At 60.2% G+C, this 17,421-nt stretch carries 17 protein-coding genes; 4 read left to right on the top strand and 13 right to left on the bottom strand.

Annotated elements, in window-relative coordinates; genetic code table 11:
* Positions 1-56 precede the first annotated feature (56 nt).
* From maiA to HBN63_RS06670, 9 genes are all read right to left on the bottom strand, one after another.
* Entirely contained in the window at positions 57-716 is a 660-nt protein-coding gene (gene maiA / locus HBN63_RS06710; protein ID WP_170048856.1) for a maleylacetoacetate isomerase, read from the bottom strand.
* A complete protein-coding gene (locus HBN63_RS06705; RefSeq protein WP_170048855.1) occupies positions 706-1,689 on the bottom strand; it encodes a fumarylacetoacetate hydrolase family protein in 984 nt (327 codons plus the stop codon). The genes maiA and HBN63_RS06705 overlap by 11 nt, the downstream gene beginning before the upstream one ends.
* Positions 1,689-2,828, bottom strand: coding sequence for a homogentisate 1,2-dioxygenase (locus HBN63_RS06700; protein WP_170048854.1), 1,140 nt, complete (start codon positions 2,826-2,828; stop codon positions 1,689-1,691). The genes HBN63_RS06705 and HBN63_RS06700 overlap by 1 nt, the downstream gene beginning before the upstream one ends.
* A 54-nt stretch (positions 2,829-2,882) precedes the next feature.
* The gene (gene hppD, locus HBN63_RS06695; RefSeq protein ID WP_170048853.1) at positions 2,883-3,965 is read right to left on the bottom strand and encodes a 4-hydroxyphenylpyruvate dioxygenase; all 1,083 of its coding nucleotides are present in this window, start codon (positions 3,963-3,965) and stop codon (positions 2,883-2,885) included.
* A 343-nt stretch (positions 3,966-4,308) separates the two neighbouring features.
* Positions 4,309-6,087, bottom strand: coding sequence for an ABC transporter ATP-binding protein (locus tag HBN63_RS06690; protein ID WP_170048852.1), 1,779 nt, complete (start codon positions 6,085-6,087; stop codon positions 4,309-4,311).
* A complete protein-coding gene (locus tag HBN63_RS06685) occupies positions 6,080-6,712 on the bottom strand; it encodes a DsbA family protein (RefSeq protein WP_170048851.1) in 633 nt (210 codons plus the stop codon). Before HBN63_RS06685 ends, HBN63_RS06690 begins: the two co-directional genes overlap by 8 nt.
* A 2-nt stretch (positions 6,713-6,714) precedes the next feature.
* Complete coding sequence (locus HBN63_RS06680) at positions 6,715-7,653, bottom strand: rhodanese-related sulfurtransferase (protein WP_170048850.1); 939 nt, start codon at positions 7,651-7,653, stop codon at positions 6,715-6,717.
* 384 nt (positions 7,654-8,037) lie between these two features.
* Positions 8,038-8,331 (bottom strand): BolA family protein, encoded by a 294-nt coding sequence (locus HBN63_RS06675; protein WP_090253472.1) that lies wholly within the window; start codon positions 8,329-8,331, stop codon positions 8,038-8,040.
* Between the two features lie 12 nt (positions 8,332-8,343).
* Positions 8,344-8,844 carry a DUF2059 domain-containing protein gene (locus tag HBN63_RS06670; RefSeq protein WP_090253470.1) on the bottom strand — a complete coding sequence of 167 codons (501 nt, stop codon included), beginning with the start codon at positions 8,842-8,844 and terminating at the stop codon, positions 8,344-8,346.
* A gap of 265 nt (positions 8,845-9,109) precedes the next feature.
* Between HBN63_RS06670 and HBN63_RS06665 the strand changes: the two genes are divergently transcribed.
* From HBN63_RS06665 to HBN63_RS06655, 3 genes are all read left to right on the top strand, one after another.
* A complete protein-coding gene (locus HBN63_RS06665; RefSeq protein WP_170048849.1) occupies positions 9,110-10,120 on the top strand; it encodes a DUF2804 domain-containing protein in 1,011 nt (336 codons plus the stop codon).
* A 120-nt stretch (positions 10,121-10,240) separates the two neighbouring features.
* Positions 10,241-11,635: a class II fumarate hydratase gene (locus HBN63_RS06660; RefSeq protein WP_170048848.1), complete on the top strand. Its 1,395-nt coding sequence runs from the start codon at positions 10,241-10,243 to the stop codon at positions 11,633-11,635.
* On the top strand, positions 11,628-12,248 hold the full coding sequence (locus tag HBN63_RS06655; protein WP_170048847.1) for an NAD(P)H-dependent oxidoreductase: 621 nt from the start codon (positions 11,628-11,630) through the stop codon (positions 12,246-12,248). Before HBN63_RS06660 ends, HBN63_RS06655 begins: the two co-directional genes overlap by 8 nt.
* Positions 12,249-12,260: 12 nt before the next feature.
* Here HBN63_RS06655 and HBN63_RS06650 read toward each other — a convergent pair whose 3' ends face one another.
* Positions 12,261-13,220, bottom strand: coding sequence for a DMT family transporter (locus HBN63_RS06650; RefSeq protein ID WP_170048846.1), 960 nt, complete (start codon positions 13,218-13,220; stop codon positions 12,261-12,263).
* Positions 13,221-13,509: 289 nt separating this feature from the next.
* On the opposite strand from HBN63_RS06650, the gene HBN63_RS06645 reads away from it, so the two are divergent.
* Positions 13,510-13,719 carry a DUF6316 family protein gene (locus HBN63_RS06645; protein ID WP_090253457.1) on the top strand — a complete coding sequence of 70 codons (210 nt, stop codon included), beginning with the start codon at positions 13,510-13,512 and terminating at the stop codon, positions 13,717-13,719.
* 62 nt (positions 13,720-13,781) lie between these two features.
* On the opposite strand, the gene HBN63_RS06640 is transcribed toward HBN63_RS06645, so the two are convergent.
* The 3 genes from HBN63_RS06640 to HBN63_RS06630 form a co-directional block, all read right to left on the bottom strand.
* Complete coding sequence (locus tag HBN63_RS06640) at positions 13,782-14,966, bottom strand: thiolase family protein (RefSeq protein WP_170048845.1); 1,185 nt, start codon at positions 14,964-14,966, stop codon at positions 13,782-13,784.
* Between the two features lie 113 nt (positions 14,967-15,079).
* On the bottom strand, positions 15,080-16,567 hold the full coding sequence (pap, locus tag HBN63_RS06635; RefSeq protein ID WP_170048844.1) for a polyphosphate:AMP phosphotransferase: 1,488 nt from the start codon (positions 16,565-16,567) through the stop codon (positions 15,080-15,082).
* 75 nt (positions 16,568-16,642) lie between these two features.
* The gene (locus HBN63_RS06630; protein ID WP_170048843.1) at positions 16,643-16,951 is read right to left on the bottom strand and encodes a class I SAM-dependent methyltransferase; all 309 of its coding nucleotides are present in this window, start codon (positions 16,949-16,951) and stop codon (positions 16,643-16,645) included.
* Between the last annotated feature and the right edge of the window lie 470 nt (positions 16,952-17,421).

Here is a 17,421-nt window from a genome sequence, read left to right as displayed (position 1 = left end):
AAGGCTTTTATGGAGCCGGATTCGCCTGACCCTAGCGGCGGCGAAGCCGGCTGGGATCACTGAACGTCGGGTTGCACCTCCGGCGCCGCCTGTTTAAAGGCATCCAGAGATTCACAACGCGCCGCCATGGCGAGGATGCGCGGGTACGCATCAAGATCACAGTTAAAACGGTGCGCATTATACAGCTGTGGAACCAGACAGGCTTCCAGATATCCGGGTCGTTCGCCGAGTGACAGGCGATCATTGAATACCGCCAGCCCAGCCTCGACCGCAGCCAGGCCCTTGTGCAGCCAATGGCGATACCAAACGTCTTTGGCCGGCTCGCCCACCCCAAGATCTTCGGTCAGGTACTGCAGCACCCGCAGGTTGTTCAGCGGATGCAGGTCGCAGGCGATATGCAGAGCCAGAGCGCGCACCTGAGCGCGCTGCACCGGATCGCAGGACAGCAGCGCCGGCGTCGGAAACACCTCGTCGAGGTATTCGAGAATCGCCAGCGACTGGGCGATACGCACCCCGCCGTTGCCTTTGTCCACCAGCAAGGGCAGCAGCTCCTGCGGATTTAGCGCCTGATACTCGGCCGAATGCTGCTGACCGCCGTCCTTAACCAGGTGCACCGGCACTTGCTGGTAGGCCAGGCCCTTGAGATTAAGCGCGATACGCACCCGGTAGGCTGCGCTGGAACGCCAGTAGCCGTAGAGCGTCAACTCAGTGTTCATAGCGCTCCACCGCCTGATCGATCGCGCCAAAAAGGCTATGGCCGGCGGCGTCGAACATCTCGATGCGCACCCGATCACCGAACTTGAGGAACGGGGTTTTCGCCTCGCCGCTCTCGATGATTTCCAGCATGCGTTTCTCTGCCAGGCAGCTGGAACCCGCACTGCGGTCGTAGTTCGACACGGTGCCGGAACCGATGATGGTGCCGCAGCACAACGGCCGGGTCTTGGCGGCGTGAGCGACCAGGGTCGGGAAGTTGAAGGTCATGTCAACGCCGGCATCCGGCTGACCGAACAGCGCGCCATTGATATGCGAGACCAGCGGGCGATGCACCTTGCCGTCGCGCCAGGTGTCGCCCAGCTCGTCCGGGGTAATCGCCACCGGCGAGAAACTAGAAGACGGTTTGCTCTGGTAGAAACCGAAGCCCTTGGCCAGTTCGCCGGGGATCAGGTTACGCAGCGACACATCGTTGACCAGCATCAGCAGCTGGATATGCCCGGCGGCCTCGGCAGCGGTCGCGCCCATAGGCACGTCATCGGTGATCACTGCGATCTCGGCTTCCAGGTCGATGCCCCAGGCCTCGTCGGCCATCTGAATCGGGCTGTGCGGCGGGATAAAGCAGTCGGCACCGCCCTGGTACATCAGCGGGTCATGCCAGAAGCTTTCCGGAATCTCGGCGCCACGCGCCTTGCGCACTAACTCCACATGATTGACGTAAGCGCTGCCGTCAGCCCAGTGATAGGCACGCGGCAAGGGGCTGTGGCAGGCCGCCTGATCGAAGGCAAATGCGCCCTCTTCCAGGCCATCGTTCAAACGCTGATACACAGCCTCCAGCTTGGGCTTTACCGCTGCCCAGTTATCTAGCGCGGCTTGCAGGGTAACGGCAATCGCCGGGACTTCGGTGGCGCGACTTAGATCGCGGGATACCACGACGAGTACACCGTCGCGGCCTTGCTTCAGTGATGCGAGTTTCATCAGGATTCCTTGCCCGGCGCACGCCAGGAATTCACATATTCGGGAACATCCACACCTGCAGCGGCTTCGCCGACCTCCAGGGCGCGGCGGGTATCGATCATCACCGCCACTTCATCGATAAAGGTCGCCGGATCGGTCTGCGCCTTTTTCAGCGCCTTGGGATGCGGGCCGTGGGGGAAGCCGCACGGGTGCAGGGTGACCATGCCCTGCTCGATATTGTCGCGGCTGAAAAAGTTGCCCCGGTGGTAGAACAGCACTTCGTCGTAGTCGTCGTTGTTGTGATAGAACGGCACCTTCAGCGCGCCGGGGTCGCTTTCCACCGGGCGCGGAGTAAAGGTGCAGATCACAAAACCGTTGGCCACGAAGGTGGTATGCGCCGACGGCGGCAAGTGATAACGGTGGCTCATCAGCGGGCGAATATCGCGCCAGTTAAGACGCACCACGGTGTTGTCGCCATGCCAGCCGACCACATCAAGCGGGTTGTAGGGATAGGTCACGGTGCTGATCTGACCGCGCCGTTTGATCCTGATCTGCCAGCTGTTCTCGTCCTGCTGGGCCTTGAAGGCCTCATCGATGCGCGGATGATCGAGCACCGCCGGATCGAAGATCGCCTGCGGGCCGAGCAGGCCCTTGTCCGGCAGCTGATAGGCGCCGTCGGTGCTTTCGATCAGCAGCATAAAGGTCGGCTCGCTGGCCTCGATACGCCAGGCGGTGCCGCGCGGAATCAGCAGGTAGTCGCCGTCGCGGTAGGTCAGGTGGCCGAAGTCGCAATAGAAGTGCCCGGCTCCCTCATGAATAAACAACAGGTCATCGCCATCGGCGTTACGCACCAGATGGCGCATAGCGCCGTGGGTTTTCCACACGCGCAGCTTCACATCGCTGTTATGCAGGGTCAGCGGCGCGGCCAGCGGGCAGTCGCGCTCGCTGGAAATATCGTTGAAGTTGAACGCATGCGGGCGCAGCGGTCCCTGCCAGTCGATCCAACCGGTCGGCGGATGCTTGTGGTGCAGGTGCGCCGTAGGGCCGAAAAAGCCCTCGCGGCCCATCTCGCGTTCAAAGGTGCCTTCGGGAAAGTCGCAGTGCGCCTGACGCGAGCACTCGCCTTCACGCAGGGGAAAGCTGATCCAGTTACGGCTCATAACAGAACTCCATCGTGGATAAACCCGGCCCCGGTCGCGGGACCGAACCCGCTATCAGTCCGCGGAAATCACGCCGCGCTTGATCTGGTCTTCCTCGATGGACTCGAACAGCGCCTTGAAGTTGCCCTCGCCAAAGCCCTGGTTGCCCTTGCGCTGGATGATCTCGAAGAAGATCGGGCCAATCACTGTATTGGTGAAAATCTGCAGCAGGATGCCGTCATCACCCGGCGCGCCGTCGATCAGGATGCTCAGTTCGCGTAGTACATCCGTCGGCTCGCCATGCCCGGCCACGCGGGTGTCGACCTTGTCGTAGTAAGTACCGGGGGTGACCATAAAATCCACGCCATTGGCGCGCAGCTGGCGCACGGTGGCGTAAATGTCCTCGCTGCTCAGGGCGATATGCTGGATACCCTCGCCTTGGTATTCGCGGATAAATTCCTCAATCTGCGACTTGTCGTCGGCCGACTCGTTGATCGGGATGCGGATCTTGCCGCACGGCGCGGTCATGGCGCGTGACAGCAGGCCGGTGAGCTTGCCTTCGATATCGAAGTAACGGATCTCGCGGAAGTTGGCGATGCGCTCGTAGAAGCCTGACCACACGTCCATCTGCCCACGCTTGACGTTGTGGGTCAGGTGATCCAGCTCTTTCAGGCCAACCGAATTGTCGTTCGGCGTGCGGCCTTCGATGTACTCGAAATCGACGTCGTAGATGCTCTTGTCGCCGAAGCGGTCCACCAGATACAGCAGGGAGCCGCCGATACCCTCGACGCAGGGGATGTTCAGCTCGCCGAAGTTGGCGTGACTACCGACCAGTTTGGCGCCCTGGGATTCCACATAAGCCGCTGCCTGGGCGGCGTTCTGCACGCGGAAGGCCATGGCGCAGGCACTCGGGCCGTGTTTAAGACCGAACTCGCGCACGTGCCCGATGGGGCTGCCGTTAAGCACGAAGTTGATGTCGTTCTGCTGGAACAGCCAGACCTCTTTGGAGCGGTGCTTGGCGGTTTCGGTAAAGCCCATGGCAGTGAACAGCTCACGCAGCTGCTGGATGCCTTCCGGGGTCGGCGCGGTGTATTCAACGAACTCGAAGCCGTCGGTACCGATAGGGTTGTGCTGTTCGATCTTGTTCACGGCGTTCATTGCGCCTCCTCGTTGTTGTTTTGATCAGCCGCTGCGTCAGCGGGATTGACCTCATAACAACCGAGCACAGGCCCGCTAACAAGCCGGCCCAGAGCGCCCTGCCCCAGGCTTGGCCATGGCTTTCGGCAAGTTTTTAATACAGCTAGAGAAACAGCGGGAATGCTGACCGAAAGCACTCACCATGCGTAACGATAGATTTACAAAGCGGTCGATTTAGCTGCCAGGTGCGAGGTCGCAGGGACTCAGGCCTGATTGAAACTCACAACAAATCGCGGGCATGGCCCGCTCCTACGCGGGTAGGAGCAGGCCATGCCCGCGAAATAACGGTGCGTTTAATGCTTTTTTAGTGCTGCAGATGGCCGTAGAGCTTGGCGTAGAGCCCGCCTTCGGCAATCAACTCCTGGTGGCCGCCGTCTTCGGCGATGCTGCCGCCGTCGAACACCAGCACCCGATCGGCCTGCTTAACCGCACTCAGGCGGTGAGCGATGATCAGCGTGGTGCGGCCATGCAGAAACTGGTTGAGCGCCTGGTGCAAGGCGTATTCGGTAGCGGCGTCCAGTGCCGAGGTGGCCTCATCCAAAATCACCACTTTCGGCTCGGCCAGCACCATACGGGCAATGGCCAGACGCTGACGCTGACCGCCAGACAGGCGCACACCGGAGCGGCCGACGATGCTGTCCAGACCTTGCGGCAAGCCGTGAATGGTGTCGGCCAGCTGAGCAATTTCCAACGCACGCCAGCAAGCGTCATCGCCACGTTCCCGGCCCATACACAGGTTGGCGCGCACCGTGTCGTTGAACAGAGCCGGATGCTGCAACACCACCGCCACATGCTCACGTACGCCTTCCAGGCCAATCTCTTCCTGGCTGCTGCCGCCAAACCGAATAGTCCCAGCCTGCGGCGTATACAGCCCGAGCAGCAGCTGCACCAGGGTGCTCTTGCCGCCGCCGCTGGCGCCGACAATAGCGACCTTCTCGCCTGGGGCGATGCTCAAATTAAGCTGGTTAAGCACCGGTTCGTCGTTATAGGCAAAGGTCAGCCCACTGACTTCGATGCCCACGGTGTCGCGGCCTTTGAACGGATCGACGCGCCCGGGGTATTGCGGCTCGTCCTTACGCGCCAGCAGCTCGTTGATCCGCGTCAGCGCGCCACCGGCGGCGTAGAAGGCATATTGCAGGCTAAGCAGCTGCTCGACCGGGCCGATCATAAACCACAGGTAACTGAACACCGCGAGCATCTGGCCGATCGACAGATCAGAGAACAGCACGGTGAGCATCGCCGCCGCGCGGAACACGTCGATACCGAACTGGAACAACAGGCCGCTGGCGCGATTCGAGGCGTCGGTCTTCCATTGCGAGGCCACAGCGTAGTCGCGCACTTCCTTGGCACGACCACCGAGGCGACCGAGGAAGAAGCCCTGGCGGTTGCCGGCACGGATTTCCTGAATCGCTTCGAGGGTTTCGGTCAGCGCCTGGGTAAAGCGCGAGGTGCTGTCGTTCTCCAGCTTCTTCAGGTGTTTGACCCGCTTACCCAGTTGCACCGTGGCGTAGATCACCAGCGGATTGAACAACAGGATCAGCAGCGCCAGCTGCCAGTGCATCCAGATCAGGATCGCCGAGGTGCCTGCCAGGGTGAGCATGGCCACCAGAAAACGGCTGAGGGTTTCGCCGACAAACTTATCCAGGGTATCGAGGTCGGTAACCAGGTGCGTGGTCACAGTGCCGCCGCCGAGGCTTTCATATTCGCCAAGGGAAATCCGCTTGAGCCGTTCGATCAGGCGAATGCGGATGCGGTAGACGATGTCTTTCGATAAGCGGGCAAACAACCGCGCCTGCAATACGTTGAAGATCAGCGCACCGCCGCGCAGAAACAGGGTCAGCACCAGCATCAGGCCGATATAGCCGGCAGCGGTTTCCCAGTGCGCCGGCAGGAAGTTGTCCATCACCTTGAGCGCGGCGTCACCGTCATTGAGCAGCACTTCGTCGACCAACAGCGGCAGCAACAGCGGGATCGGCACGCTACACAGAGTAGCCAGCACGGCAACCAGGTTGGCCCAGATCAGCGCCTTCTTGTGCTGCAGGGCCAGCCGACGAATTTCCGCCCAACTCAAACGATCAGGCATGGGTAACCCGCTCCAGCCAACGCGCGAGCAAAGGCTGCAGCACATCCAGGGGTTGATAGCCGTTGGTCAGCAACGCCAGCTGGCCGTTGCGTTCAGCGAGCAGCGTGGGAAAGCCAGCAATGCCCAGATCCTGAGTCCAGCTGAAGTCAGCGGCGGTGGCGGCGCGCTGTGCAGCGCTGTCGAAGGCTTCGGCAAACACGATGCGCGGAATCCCGGCGCGCTCGGCCAACTCCACCAACACACTGGCGCGGGTGACATCCACCCCTTCGGTGTAGAACGCCCGCTGAATCAGTCGAGCCAGCGGCCAGACCAGCTCGGGCGCCAGGTTGCGTGCTGTCACCAGAGCGCGGCAGGCCGGTTCGGTGTCGTAGACCAACCCCTCAGGCAAACCGGCATTGAAGTTGAACAGCTGCCCGGTGCTGGCATTGACCGCCTGCCAATAGCCCAGGTATCGCACACGGGCGGCGGCATCAATGGCCACACCATCACGGCGCAACCCGCCCATCACTAACTCCAGCCCAACACCGGCCGCAGCCGCTTGCTCAGCGAGGGACTCCAGCACTGGGGCAAAACCCCAGCACCATGAACACATCGGGTCCATCACATAGAGCAGGCGTGCGTGCATGCTTAAGCCTCGCGATTTTTTCGGGGGTTGTAGCCCAAAGGGTGCGGCTGATTGCGCTCTTTAGCCAATTCAATCTGCCGTTGACGCTCGCGGGCGCCGGCGCGGGTTTTCTCCGGCAGCGAATCCCAGCAATGCGGACAGCTGACGCCAGGGGTGTAGAACTCGGACTGACGATCTTCAACCGATACCGGGGTGCGGCAGGCGTGGCATTGGTCGTAATCGCCTTCGCTCAGGTCGTGACGCACAGTAACCCGGTTATCGAAAACGAAGCAGTCGCCCTGCCACTTGGTCTCTTCCTGCGGTACTTCTTCGAGGTACTTGAGGATGCCGCCCTTGAGGTGGAACACCTCCTCAAAACCCTCACCGAGCATATAGCTGGAAGCCTTCTCGCAGCGGATGCCGCCGGTACAGAACATCGCGACCTTCTTGTGTTTTGCCGGGTCGAAGTGCGCTTTGATGTAATCGGGAAACTCACGGAACGACTTGGTTTTTGGATCGACCGCGCCTTCAAAGGTGCCAATCGACACTTCGTAATCGTTGCGCGTATCGATCAGCAGCACTTCGGGATCGCTAATCAGCGCGTTCCAGTCCTTGGGCTCAACGTAGGTGCCGACCTTCTGGTTCGGGTCGACGCCGGGCACGCCCAGGGTAACGATTTCCTTCTTCAGTTTGACCTTGGTGCGGTAAAACGGCTGCTCGTCGCAGTAGGATTCCTTGTGGTCGATATCAGCCAGGCGCGGGTCCAGGTCAAACCAGGCCATCAGGCCATCGATACCGGCACGCGAACCGGAGACGGTGCCATTGATGCCCTCTTCAGCCAGCAGCAAGGTGCCCTTTACCGCGTTATCCAGCATGCATTGCAGCAGCGGCTCACGCAGGTCATGGAAGTCAGGCAGGGAAACGAACTTATACAGCGCGGCGACAACGATCTTGTCAGTCATAAGCAAATCCTTCAGTAGTCGCCCACGTAAAGGGCGGACCGGGATACAAACGTGACCAGCAGCGGCTTTGCCAGGCTGGAGGATCACAAAAAATTGCCGGGAGCAATTTTTGACGTCGCTCCGCGACGGCCCCGCAGGGGTGGCCGCCATGGAAGGCTGATCACAAACAAAACCGCCGGCGCTAGGCCGGCGGGGTGCGCAGTTTACTGCCCTTGAGAAGCGACGTGTAGAGGCGAATTGCCTCAGAACCTGTTTACGATCTGCTGCGCGTCGGCCCTGCTGCGTTAAAAGCAGGCTCGGATGCTCATGTACAACTCGTACACTGCGCGTACTCGCCTGCTTTTGCCTTACGGGGCTCTAGCTCGCGAGATCGTAAGCAGGTTCTCAGTGGCCGCCCTTGCAGGTCGGCGAAGCCGGAGCCACGCCCTGCTGTGTCCACTCATCGGGTGTGTAGGTATGCAGCGCCAGGGCATGGATCTGCCCCATCAGTTCACCTACGGCGGCGTAGACTTTCTGATGGCGTTTAACCGCATTCAGGCCAGCAAACTGCTCGCTGACGATCACCGCCTTGTAATGGGTTTCCAGCCCCCGGCTGTGCATATGGCTTTCATCCAGCACATCGAGCTGCTGGGGCTGCAGGCTTGCCAGAGCGGCCTGCAACAAATCGATCTTCGGCATAGGGACTGTCACTCAGGGCTTCTTTGGAGTCAGCTTGGTAGTCATTTCTGCCAACAGCTGATTGACCTTAGGCACGGCGGCTTCCAGCTTGCCCTGGGTCAGCTGCGCCGACTGTGCGGTCAGCGTTGGCATCTTCTCGAGGACTTTCTTGCCCAGCGGCGACTCGTAGAAACGGATCAGGTCCTTCATTTCCTGCTCGTTGAAGTTGCTGGTGTAGAGCTTGACCATATCCGGCTTGAGCTTGTCCCAACCCACGGCCTGTTCCAAAGCCGCATTGGCCTGAGCCTGGTAGGTTTCCAGCACAGCCTTCTCGCTCTGCGGCGCATTACTTTCGGCAAAACGCTGGGCAAACATCTGCTGCACCTGGGCATACACCGGAACAGCCAGCTTGTCAGCGCGAGCCAGCAGCAGGAAGCGCTCAGCGTCAGCGGCGTGGCTTTTGGCATCGGCGAGCACCTGAGCACTACCGCACGTCAGTATTAGGGCAGCGCAAAAGGCAGGTAAACGTGACATGTACTACTCCTGAGAAAGGGCATGAGTGCTGTTGGACTCAATTGCCGGCATTTTGTGCCCAACCGCGGGTCACACTCAAGCCAGTCAGAGCATCGATTGATTCACGCTACAACTGTGCACTGGCGCACTGACTGGTTAAAGGCCAAAATGCCAGCACTTGCCGAGCAGGTACGCGCCTGTGCATGCTCGACGAGATAAGCCATCTTCTGCTTCAGCGCGCCTTTGAGCCCACAAGGTAGGCGCCAGCACACACATGGACGTGTCGATGAACAGTTTCACTCACCCAGAGCCTTTTGCCGCCATCGCACTATGCGACAGCCACGGCCTGCTCAACCCGCAGGCCATCGGCTGGTCGCCAAGGCCCATAATCGATTGCGCCATACCCGGGCACTTCGGTCGGCGCAAACGCTGGAATCATTGGTGCATCACCACCCCGCAGTGGATGCTCTCCTTTACCCAGGCCGACCTTGACTACCTGGGTTACGCCGCCGCCTACTTCCTTGATCTGCAAAGCGGCCAAGCCGTCGCCTACAGCCAGTACCGCCTGTTCGGCCGTGGCTGTGACCTGCCAGACCAACCGCAGGCAAGCCACGAATTCAACCACCCACGCCTACAACTGCGCGTGGCTGAACACATCGGGCGCACCCGTATCACCATCAATGCACCGGATATTGGCGGGCAACCACTGCAAGTCGCCCTGGACATTCAGCGCCCTAGCCACCTGGATTCGGTCAACCTAGTCGCCCCGCTTGGCCCGCATAGCTTTCACGCCACCAGTCGTCAGCTAGGCCTGCCCTGCAGTGGCAGCGTACAACTGGGCAAACAGCATTACAGCTGTGTAAACGGGCAAAGCTTTGCCTCGCTGGATTTCGGCCGTGGCGTCTGGCCGCTCAATAGTCACTGGACCCGCGCCGCTTTTGCCGCGCCGGGTGGCATCGCTGGCAACTTCGGCTCTGGCTGGACGGATCATAGTGGCCTGTCGGAAAACACCCTGTGGTTTGGTGGCGAGTTGCAGCATCTGGATATCCCCATTGCCATCACTCAGGCGCCGCACAACCCCCTGGCGCCCTGGCAACTGCGCAGTCCGGATAATGCCGTACAGCTGACCTTCACCCCACGCCAGCGTCACCAGGCCTACCGCCGTCTCGGGCCGTTTTATGCAGATACGCAGCAGTGGTTCGGACATTTCGAGGGGGTTTTACGCGGTCCGGAAGGTGAACGAGTGCCAGTCAACAACGCCCTTGGCTGGCTGGGTGAAACCCGCGCTCGCTGGTAATCAGCCATTGCGGTTGAACCTCTCCTGCTGCATCGCAACCTAAGCTGAAAGACACCCGGGCGGGCATCCATTCGCCCGGGCAAGTTGCTTGCTGCACGCTCAACCCTCAGGAGAATCGCCATGAGCCGCACTGAAACCGACAGCCTCGGCCCCATCGACGTACCGGATGAAGCCTACTGGGGCGCACAGACTCAGCGCTCGCTGATCAACTTCGCCATCGGCCAGGAGCGCATGCCCTTGCCGGTGGTGCATGCCCTGGCGCTGATCAAGAAAGCTGCGGCGCGGGTTAATCAGCGTATCGGTGAATTGCCCGCAGATCTGGCCCGGCTGATTGAGCAGGCCACCAATGAAGTCTTAGCCGGCCAGCATGATGAGCAATTTCCCCTGGTGGTCTGGCAGACCGGCAGCGGTACGCAGAGCAATATGAACGTTAATGAAGTGATCGCTGGGCGCGCCAATGAACTGGCCGGCAACGGCCGTGGTGGCAAAACACCGGTGCACCCCAACGACCACGTCAACCGCGCGCAAAGCTCCAACGACAGCTTCCCTACAGCCATGCATATCGCCGCCGTGCAAGCGGTGCAGCAGCAACTGCTACCCGCCTTACACGAACTGCGTGATGGCTTGCAGGAACAGGCTGAACGGCATGCTCGGCTGGTCAAGACTGGGCGCACACACATGATGGACGCCACCCCAATGACCTTCGGCCAGGAGCTATCGGCATTTGTCGCGCAACTGGGTTATGCCGAACGCGCCATTCAGGCTGCGCTGCCAGCCGTCTGCGAACTGGCCCAAGGCGGCACGGCCGTCGGCACCGGTCTGAATTCACCACAGGGCTTTGCCGATGCCATGGCCGCCGAACTGGCCGCATTGAGTGGCCTGCCACTGGTCAGTGCGCCGAATAAGTTTGCCGCCCTCGCCGGCCATGAACCTTTGGTGGCGCTGTCCGGTGCCTTGAAAACCCTGGCGGTGGCCCTTATGAAGCTTGCCAACGACTTACGGTTGCTTGGCTCCGGCCCGCGTGCCGGCTTGGCCGAGGTACGTTTGCCGGCCAATGAGCCGGGTAGCTCGATCATGCCGGGCAAGGTCAACCCGACACAATGCGAGGCGCTGTCAATGCTGGCGTGCCAGGTACTGGGTAACGACAGCACGATTACCTTTGCCGCAAGCCAGGGCCATCTGCAACTCAACGTATTCAAGCCGGTGATCATTCACAATCTGCTGCAATCGATCCGCTTGCTGGCGGATGGCTGCCATAACTTCCAACAACACTGCGTCGCTGGCCTGCAACCGGACGCAGCGAAAATGGCCGAGCACCTGGAGCGCGGTCTGATGCTTGTCACGGCGCTGAACCCGCATATCGGCTATGACAAAGCCGCACAAATCGCCAAACAGGCCTACCAGGACGGCACCACCTTGCGCGAAGCAGCACTGCAGTTGGGCTACCTGAGCAATGAACAATTCGACGCCTGGGTGCGTCCTGAAAACATGCTGGAGGCAGGTCAACATGAGTGAAGCGGCAAAGAGCGGCGCAACGCCACTGGAAGGTGATGGCAAACGCATCCTGATGATTCTCGGCACACCTAAGGGCAACAGCTTCTGCCATGCCCTCGGTGAAGCCTATGCCCAGGGCGCACGCAGCAAGGGCCACGTGGTGCGCCAGCTGAAGCTTGGCGAAATGAACTACGACCCGGTGCTGCGCGATGGCTACGAGCAAAGCCAGACCTTGGAACCGGACCTGCTGGAAGCGCAGCGGCAGATCCACTGGGCCGAGCATCTGGTCTTCGTCTATCCGGTCTGGTGGGGCGGCATTCCCGCGCTGCTCAAAGGCTTTTTTGACCGCACCTTTCTACCCGGTTTCGCCTTCAAGTACCGCAACCGCTCGCAACTCTGGGACAAGCTGCTGACGGGGCGCACGGCTGACCTGCTGGTGACCATGGATACCCCGCCCTGGTACTTCCGCTGGATTTATGGGGCCCCCGGGCATCGGCAGATGACTCGCACCATCCTCGGTTTCAGCGGCATCAAAACTCGCCGCCTGGCCGAATTCGCGCCGGTGCGCCCTTCCAGCGAAGAGCAACGTCAGAGTTGGTTACGCCGGGCAGAAACGCTCGGCAGCCGGGCCTGAACGTTACTTAGGTCAGAGCGCAGCCAAACGCGCCTTGCGGGTGCGCCAACCCGCCAACAATGACGGCCCCAGCGCCGTCAGCGCCGAGCCCAGCACCACCAGCACGGCGCCGCCATAGGCCAACCAGTTGATCTGTTCGGGCTGCACATGGTCAGGCCACCAACTGGCAGCCAAGGCCACCGACGCAAACGTCACCAACGGCGTAATCGCCAATGCTGCGCTGACCCGCGAAGCCTCCCAATGCGCCAATGCTTCGGCAAACGCGCCGTAAGCCACCAAGGTGTTCAGGCAGCAAGCGAACAGCAGCCACCCCTGTAACGGGTTGAGCTCGAGTACTTGCAGCGGGTGTGCCCAGGGCGTCAGCAATACAGCGCAGGCCAGGTAGATCACCATCATCACCTGCAGCGAATTCCACACCGTCAACAGTTGCTTTTGCGCCAAGCCGTAGAACGTCCAAACAAACGCCGCCAGCAATACGATCAATACACCGGTGGTGTAGGCCGTCAGCGAGGTCAGTAGCTCATCCAGACGCTGGTTGAAGAACAAAGCAAAACCGACCAGCAGTAACAACAAGCCAAGCCCTTGGCCAACGCTGAATCGCTCGCGAAAGATAAAAATACTGCTGACAAGCAACAGAATCGGGGCTACCTGAATCACCAGCTGAGTCGTACCAGGGCTGAGCAGGTTAAGCCCCGTCAAATACAGCACATAGTTACCGGTCAGCCCGGCAATCGCCAGCAGCAGAAGCCCGCCACCTTTCTTGCCCAGCGGGCGAAACGCGGGTAAGCGCTGACTGGCAGCCAGATAGGCCAATAGGATAGAGCCGGAAACCAGCAGGCGATACCAGGTCACCGTGACCGGGTCCATCACCTGCAGCACTTCCTTGAGCTTGATCGGCAGCACGCCCCACAGCACGGCGGTCAACAGCGCGAGAAACAGACCGTAGAGCCAACGACCGGAAGAAATGTGCATAAACGCCTCGCAACCAGCACCATACCCCCTGCCCGATTCGGGTTGGAGCGGTGACGCCGCATTCTAGGTCGTCCCTGCAAACAGGCACAGTCACAGACAAGCACCTCAATTCACGGAAACTGTACTGATGGCTGCACCGCATCAAGCCAGCGCTCTGGCGTCAAAAAATATGAAAACCAGTGAAATCAAGCCGAATTTCGGCAAAACCGACCATTTGTCGTCAAAATCTGCAGCCATCCAAACGCCGTTTAGACTCACCTCAGCAGCTCATTTTGCGGGAGGCTCATCTATGTTCGGCCAACGTCATATCGACCATAACCCCGGGACCCACTACCGCAGTGAACGCGTCAGCGCGGTCAACGGGCAATACTTCTTTTCCACCCGCGAGGGTACGCTGGAAGGCCCGTACTTCAACCGAACGGATGCAGAACGGGAGATCGCTTTCTATATCCGCCGGATGAAACAGGCCAACGAGATCATCGAAAGTCGCGCATTCTGAACACAAAAACCAGCCAATAAAAAACCGCGACATGTCGCGGTTTTTTATTGAGAGCAGGACGATCAGCGCACGGCTTCAAACAACCCGGTCGCGCCCATGCCGCCGCCCACACACATGGTGACGATGCCGTAACGCAGGTTACGCCGCTGCAGCTCACGCACCAAATGGCCGACCTGACGCGAACCGGTCATGCCGAACGGGTGGCCGATGGAAATCGAGCCGCCGTTGACGTTGTACTTGGCGTTGTCGATTTCCAGACGGTCGCGGGCATACAGACACTGCGAAGCAAACGCCTCGTTAAGCTCCCACAGGTCGATGTCGGCAATACTCAGGCCCTTGGCCTTGAGCAGTTTGGGCACCGAGAACACCGGGCCAATGCCCATCTCGTCGGGCTCGCAACCGGCGGCAACAAAGCCACGGAAGAACGCCAGTGGCTTGAGACCCAACTCGATAGCTTTTTCCAGGCTCATCACCAGGGTCATCGAAGCGCCATCGGAGAGCTGTGAAGCGTTGCCAGCGGTGACCGAACCGTCATCGGCAAACACCGGTTTAAGCGCGGCCAGACTTTCCAGAGTGGTGTCGGCGCGGTTGCAGTCGTCGTGAGCGACGACACCGTCGACGATGCTCTTCTCGCCGGTGGCTTTATCTTCAACTTGATACTTGACGTGCATCGGCACGATTTCATCGTCGAACAGGCCTTCGGCCTGCGCCCGCGCAGTGCGCTGCTGGCTCTGCAGAGCATAAGCGTCCTGGGCTTCGCGGCTGACGTTGTAACGACGGGCGACGATCTCGGCGGTCTGGCCCATCGGGTAATAGATGCCCGGCACGTCTTTTTGCAGCAGCGGGTTGAACAGGTTCTGCGTGTTCATGCTTTTCAGGGTCATGGTGATCGACTCAACGCCACCCGCCACGATTACATCGCTGCAGCCCGACGCCACCTGGTTGGCTGCAATCGCAATGGCCTGTAGGCCCGAAGAGCAGAAACGATTGAGGGTCATGCCCGCCACGTTGGTGCCCAGGCCGGACAGCACGGCCACGTTACGGCCAATGTTCATGCCCTGAGCGCCTTCATTGGAGCCGGCGCCAACGATGCAGTCATCTACCAGCGCTGGGTCGATACCGGTGCGCGCCAGCAATGCATTGACGCAATGAGCCGCCATGTCGTCTGGACGGGTCAGATTGAACTTGCCACGGAAGGACTTGGCCAAACCAGTCCGTACGCTGTCAACGATCACCACTTCACGCATGTCGCACCTCATTGTTATTGGGTTGAGTTGCCAACAAGAATAAAGCCGGACAATCTCGCTCAGCGATGATCATTCATCAGCCGTATGCGCGACCATCCTCTTGCCCATGTGCCTCAGTCTTTTGCGAATGCGGCCTCAAGTGCCTCATTGATGGTGCGCAGCACCTTGATCCGGGCAAAGCGCTTGTCATTGGCTTCCACCAACGTCCACGGGGCGATTTCCGTGCTGGTGCGGTCTACCATATCGCCTACCGCATCGCGGTACAGCGGCCATTTCTCACGGTTGCGCCAGTCTTCTTCGGTGATCTTAAAGCGTTTAAAGGGGATCTGTTCGCGGGCTTTGAAGCGCTCCAACTGGGTCTGCTGATCAATCGACAACCAGAACTTCACCAACACCACGCCGGCTTCGCTGAGCTGCTCCTCGAAATCATTGATCTCGCCATAGGCGCGTAGCCAGTCGCCGGTGCTGCAGAAGCCCTCGACCCGCTCCACCAGCACCCGGCCATACCAGGAGCGATCAAATACGGTGAACTTACCGCGCGGTGGAATGTGCCGCCAGAAGCGCCACAGATAAGGCTGCGCGCGCTCTTCTTCGGTCGGCGCGGCAACTGGAACGATGCGGTACTGGCGGGGATCGAGCGCGCCGATCACCCGACGAATCGCGCCGCCCTTGCCGGCTGCATCATTACCTTCGAACACCGCGATCAGCGAATGGCGGCGCATGCGTTTGTCGCGCATCAGGCTGGACAAGCTTGCCTGTTCAACCACCAGTTGCTCGTTGTAGCTGTCCTTGTCCAGCGCCTGGGTCATGTCCAGGCTGTCGATCAGCCCACGTTCATCCAGGCTGGATGTCAGCGGCGCGGCATGAGGATGAGGCACCGGGCGCGCCTTGGCCTTCAACGCGGCTTGCAAGCCATCGAGCAGAATGCGTCCGACCGTCAGGCTGCGGTAATACTCGTCAGCCCCTTCAACCACATACCAGGGCGCATAATCGCGACTGGTGCGGCGCAGCACACGCTCGCCAACGCGTACAAATTTGTCGTAGGTTTTTGACTGTTGCCAGTCCAATGGACTGATACGCCAGCTGTGCAGCGGATCGTCCTGCAGCGCCTTGAGCCGCGCCTTCATCTGCTGTTTGGACAGGTGGAACCAGAACTTGAAGATCAGCGTGCCCTCATCGCAGAGCATGCGCTCCAGCCCAAGGGTGGTATCGATGGCCTGATCGAGCACAGCATTCTTGATCCGCCCATGCACCCGGCCCTGCAGCATCTGGCTGTACCAGTTGCCGAAGAAAATGCCGATACGTCCCTTGGGCGGCAGTTGCCGCCAGTAACGCCAGGCCGGCGGGCGCGCCAGCTCTTCATCAGTCTGTTGATCGAAGGTACTGACCTGAATCAGTCGCGCATCCATCCACTCATTGAGCAGCTTGACCGTCTCGCCTTTACCCGCACCTTCGATGCCGTTAATCAGAATAAGCACGGCAAAACGCCCTTGCTGCTGCAGCTCATACTGCGCTTCCAGCAGCGCTTCGCGCAGCGCGGGGGCCTCGGCCTCAAAGGTTTCTTTATCAATGCTGCGGCCGATCTCGGCGGATTCGAACATAGCCCACTCCCTGACAATATCGTTTGAGCCTAGCGGATCGGCGGTGGCTTTGGCCAAAGCTATTGTGGGATTCACTCAGCGCCGGGTAATCAGCCCCTGCTTGGCTACGCGCGTCAACTGCCGCACGGTTTCATCCAGCTGCGCGGCCGTTGGCGCCTGGATCACCGCCATATCGAAATGATTGCTGGCAAAGCGCGCCAGGGATTCGCCGTCATGAACAAAGTTGATCAGAAAGGTCCGCGGTCCCGGCCAACGCTTGGGCCAACCATCGAGATAGCGCAGCAAGGTCGGCTGGTGGCTACCGCCAAGGAGGATTTTCGGATTTTGCAGGGTAAGCCCAGAGGTGATCGGGGCCAGGCGAATAAGCGGTTGGGGACAGTGCATCGATATGTCTCCGCCTCATTGGGTCCGCTGGGCAGCGGTGAGAGGCGACACCGAACCAGCGCTTTAGCGGAATTTCGAAACCTCCGAAGAGTGCTTCTTAGGGCGCTGCAATCAGCAGGTAACCTGGCGCCCCGCAAGTAGCTGTTTAAATCGGCGCATGGGTTGGCATCCTAGAGAAGCCCGCGCAAAGCTGTCAAGCCGCGATCCTGCGGCCCTCCCCAACCACCCCAACCTTTGACTGGTGGCACCCCTATTCGGCCGGCCAACCTGGCTTTTTGCCGCTGGCTCGCAGGCCGCTGATCCGCCATCTGGGGCCTGAATCCAGACCAGCACCGTTTCACCCCGTAACAAACACGCGGCACCGCGCCTGCACCGGATTGCGCACAACTTCGATGTATCGCCCGTGGCAGAGGGCTATACGGCTGTTTGCGACTACTGGCATGGTTTCTGCCACTACCCTTGGGCTGATG

This window comes from Pseudomonas sp. WS 5011 (genome assembly GCF_012985775.1).
Lineage (GTDB): Bacteria > Pseudomonadota > Gammaproteobacteria > Pseudomonadales > Pseudomonadaceae > Aquipseudomonas > Aquipseudomonas peli.
The sequence above is the reverse complement of the archived record's forward strand: the minus strand, read 5'-3'. Positions and strand labels throughout refer to the sequence as shown.

Coding starts and splice junctions, on each gene's coding strand:
- maiA (WP_170048856.1), bottom strand. CDS start 716: ATGAACACTGAGTTGACGCTCTACGGCTACTGGCGTTCCAGCGCAGCC.
- HBN63_RS06680 (WP_170048850.1), bottom strand. CDS start 7,653: ATGACTGACAAGATCGTTGTCGCCGCGCTGTATAAGTTCGTTTCCCTG.
- HBN63_RS06645 (WP_090253457.1), top strand. CDS start 13,510: ATGTTCGGCCAACGTCATATCGACCATAACCCCGGGACCCACTACCGC.
- pap (WP_170048844.1), bottom strand. CDS start 16,567: ATGTTCGAATCCGCCGAGATCGGCCGCAGCATTGATAAAGAAACCTTT.
- hppD (WP_170048853.1), bottom strand. CDS start 3,965: ATGAACGCCGTGAACAAGATCGAACAGCACAACCCTATCGGTACCGAC.
- HBN63_RS06655 (WP_170048847.1), top strand. CDS start 11,628: ATGAGTGAAGCGGCAAAGAGCGGCGCAACGCCACTGGAAGGTGATGGC.
- HBN63_RS06690 (WP_170048852.1), bottom strand. CDS start 6,087: ATGCCTGATCGTTTGAGTTGGGCGGAAATTCGTCGGCTGGCCCTGCAG.
- HBN63_RS06700 (WP_170048854.1), bottom strand. CDS start 2,828: ATGAGCCGTAACTGGATCAGCTTTCCCCTGCGTGAAGGCGAGTGCTCG.
- HBN63_RS06650 (WP_170048846.1), bottom strand. CDS start 13,220: ATGCACATTTCTTCCGGTCGTTGGCTCTACGGTCTGTTTCTCGCGCTG.
- HBN63_RS06630 (WP_170048843.1), bottom strand. CDS start 16,951: ATGCACTGTCCCCAACCGCTTATTCGCCTGGCCCCGATCACCTCTGGG.
- HBN63_RS06675 (WP_090253472.1), bottom strand. CDS start 8,331: ATGCCGAAGATCGATTTGTTGCAGGCCGCTCTGGCAAGCCTGCAGCCC.
- HBN63_RS06670 (WP_090253470.1), bottom strand. CDS start 8,844: ATGTCACGTTTACCTGCCTTTTGCGCTGCCCTAATACTGACGTGCGGT.
- HBN63_RS06665 (WP_170048849.1), top strand. CDS start 9,110: ATGAACAGTTTCACTCACCCAGAGCCTTTTGCCGCCATCGCACTATGC.
- HBN63_RS06660 (WP_170048848.1), top strand. CDS start 10,241: ATGAGCCGCACTGAAACCGACAGCCTCGGCCCCATCGACGTACCGGAT.
- HBN63_RS06640 (WP_170048845.1), bottom strand. CDS start 14,966: ATGCGTGAAGTGGTGATCGTTGACAGCGTACGGACTGGTTTGGCCAAG.
- HBN63_RS06705 (WP_170048855.1), bottom strand. CDS start 1,689: ATGAAACTCGCATCACTGAAGCAAGGCCGCGACGGTGTACTCGTCGTG.
- HBN63_RS06685 (WP_170048851.1), bottom strand. CDS start 6,712: ATGCACGCACGCCTGCTCTATGTGATGGACCCGATGTGTTCATGGTGC.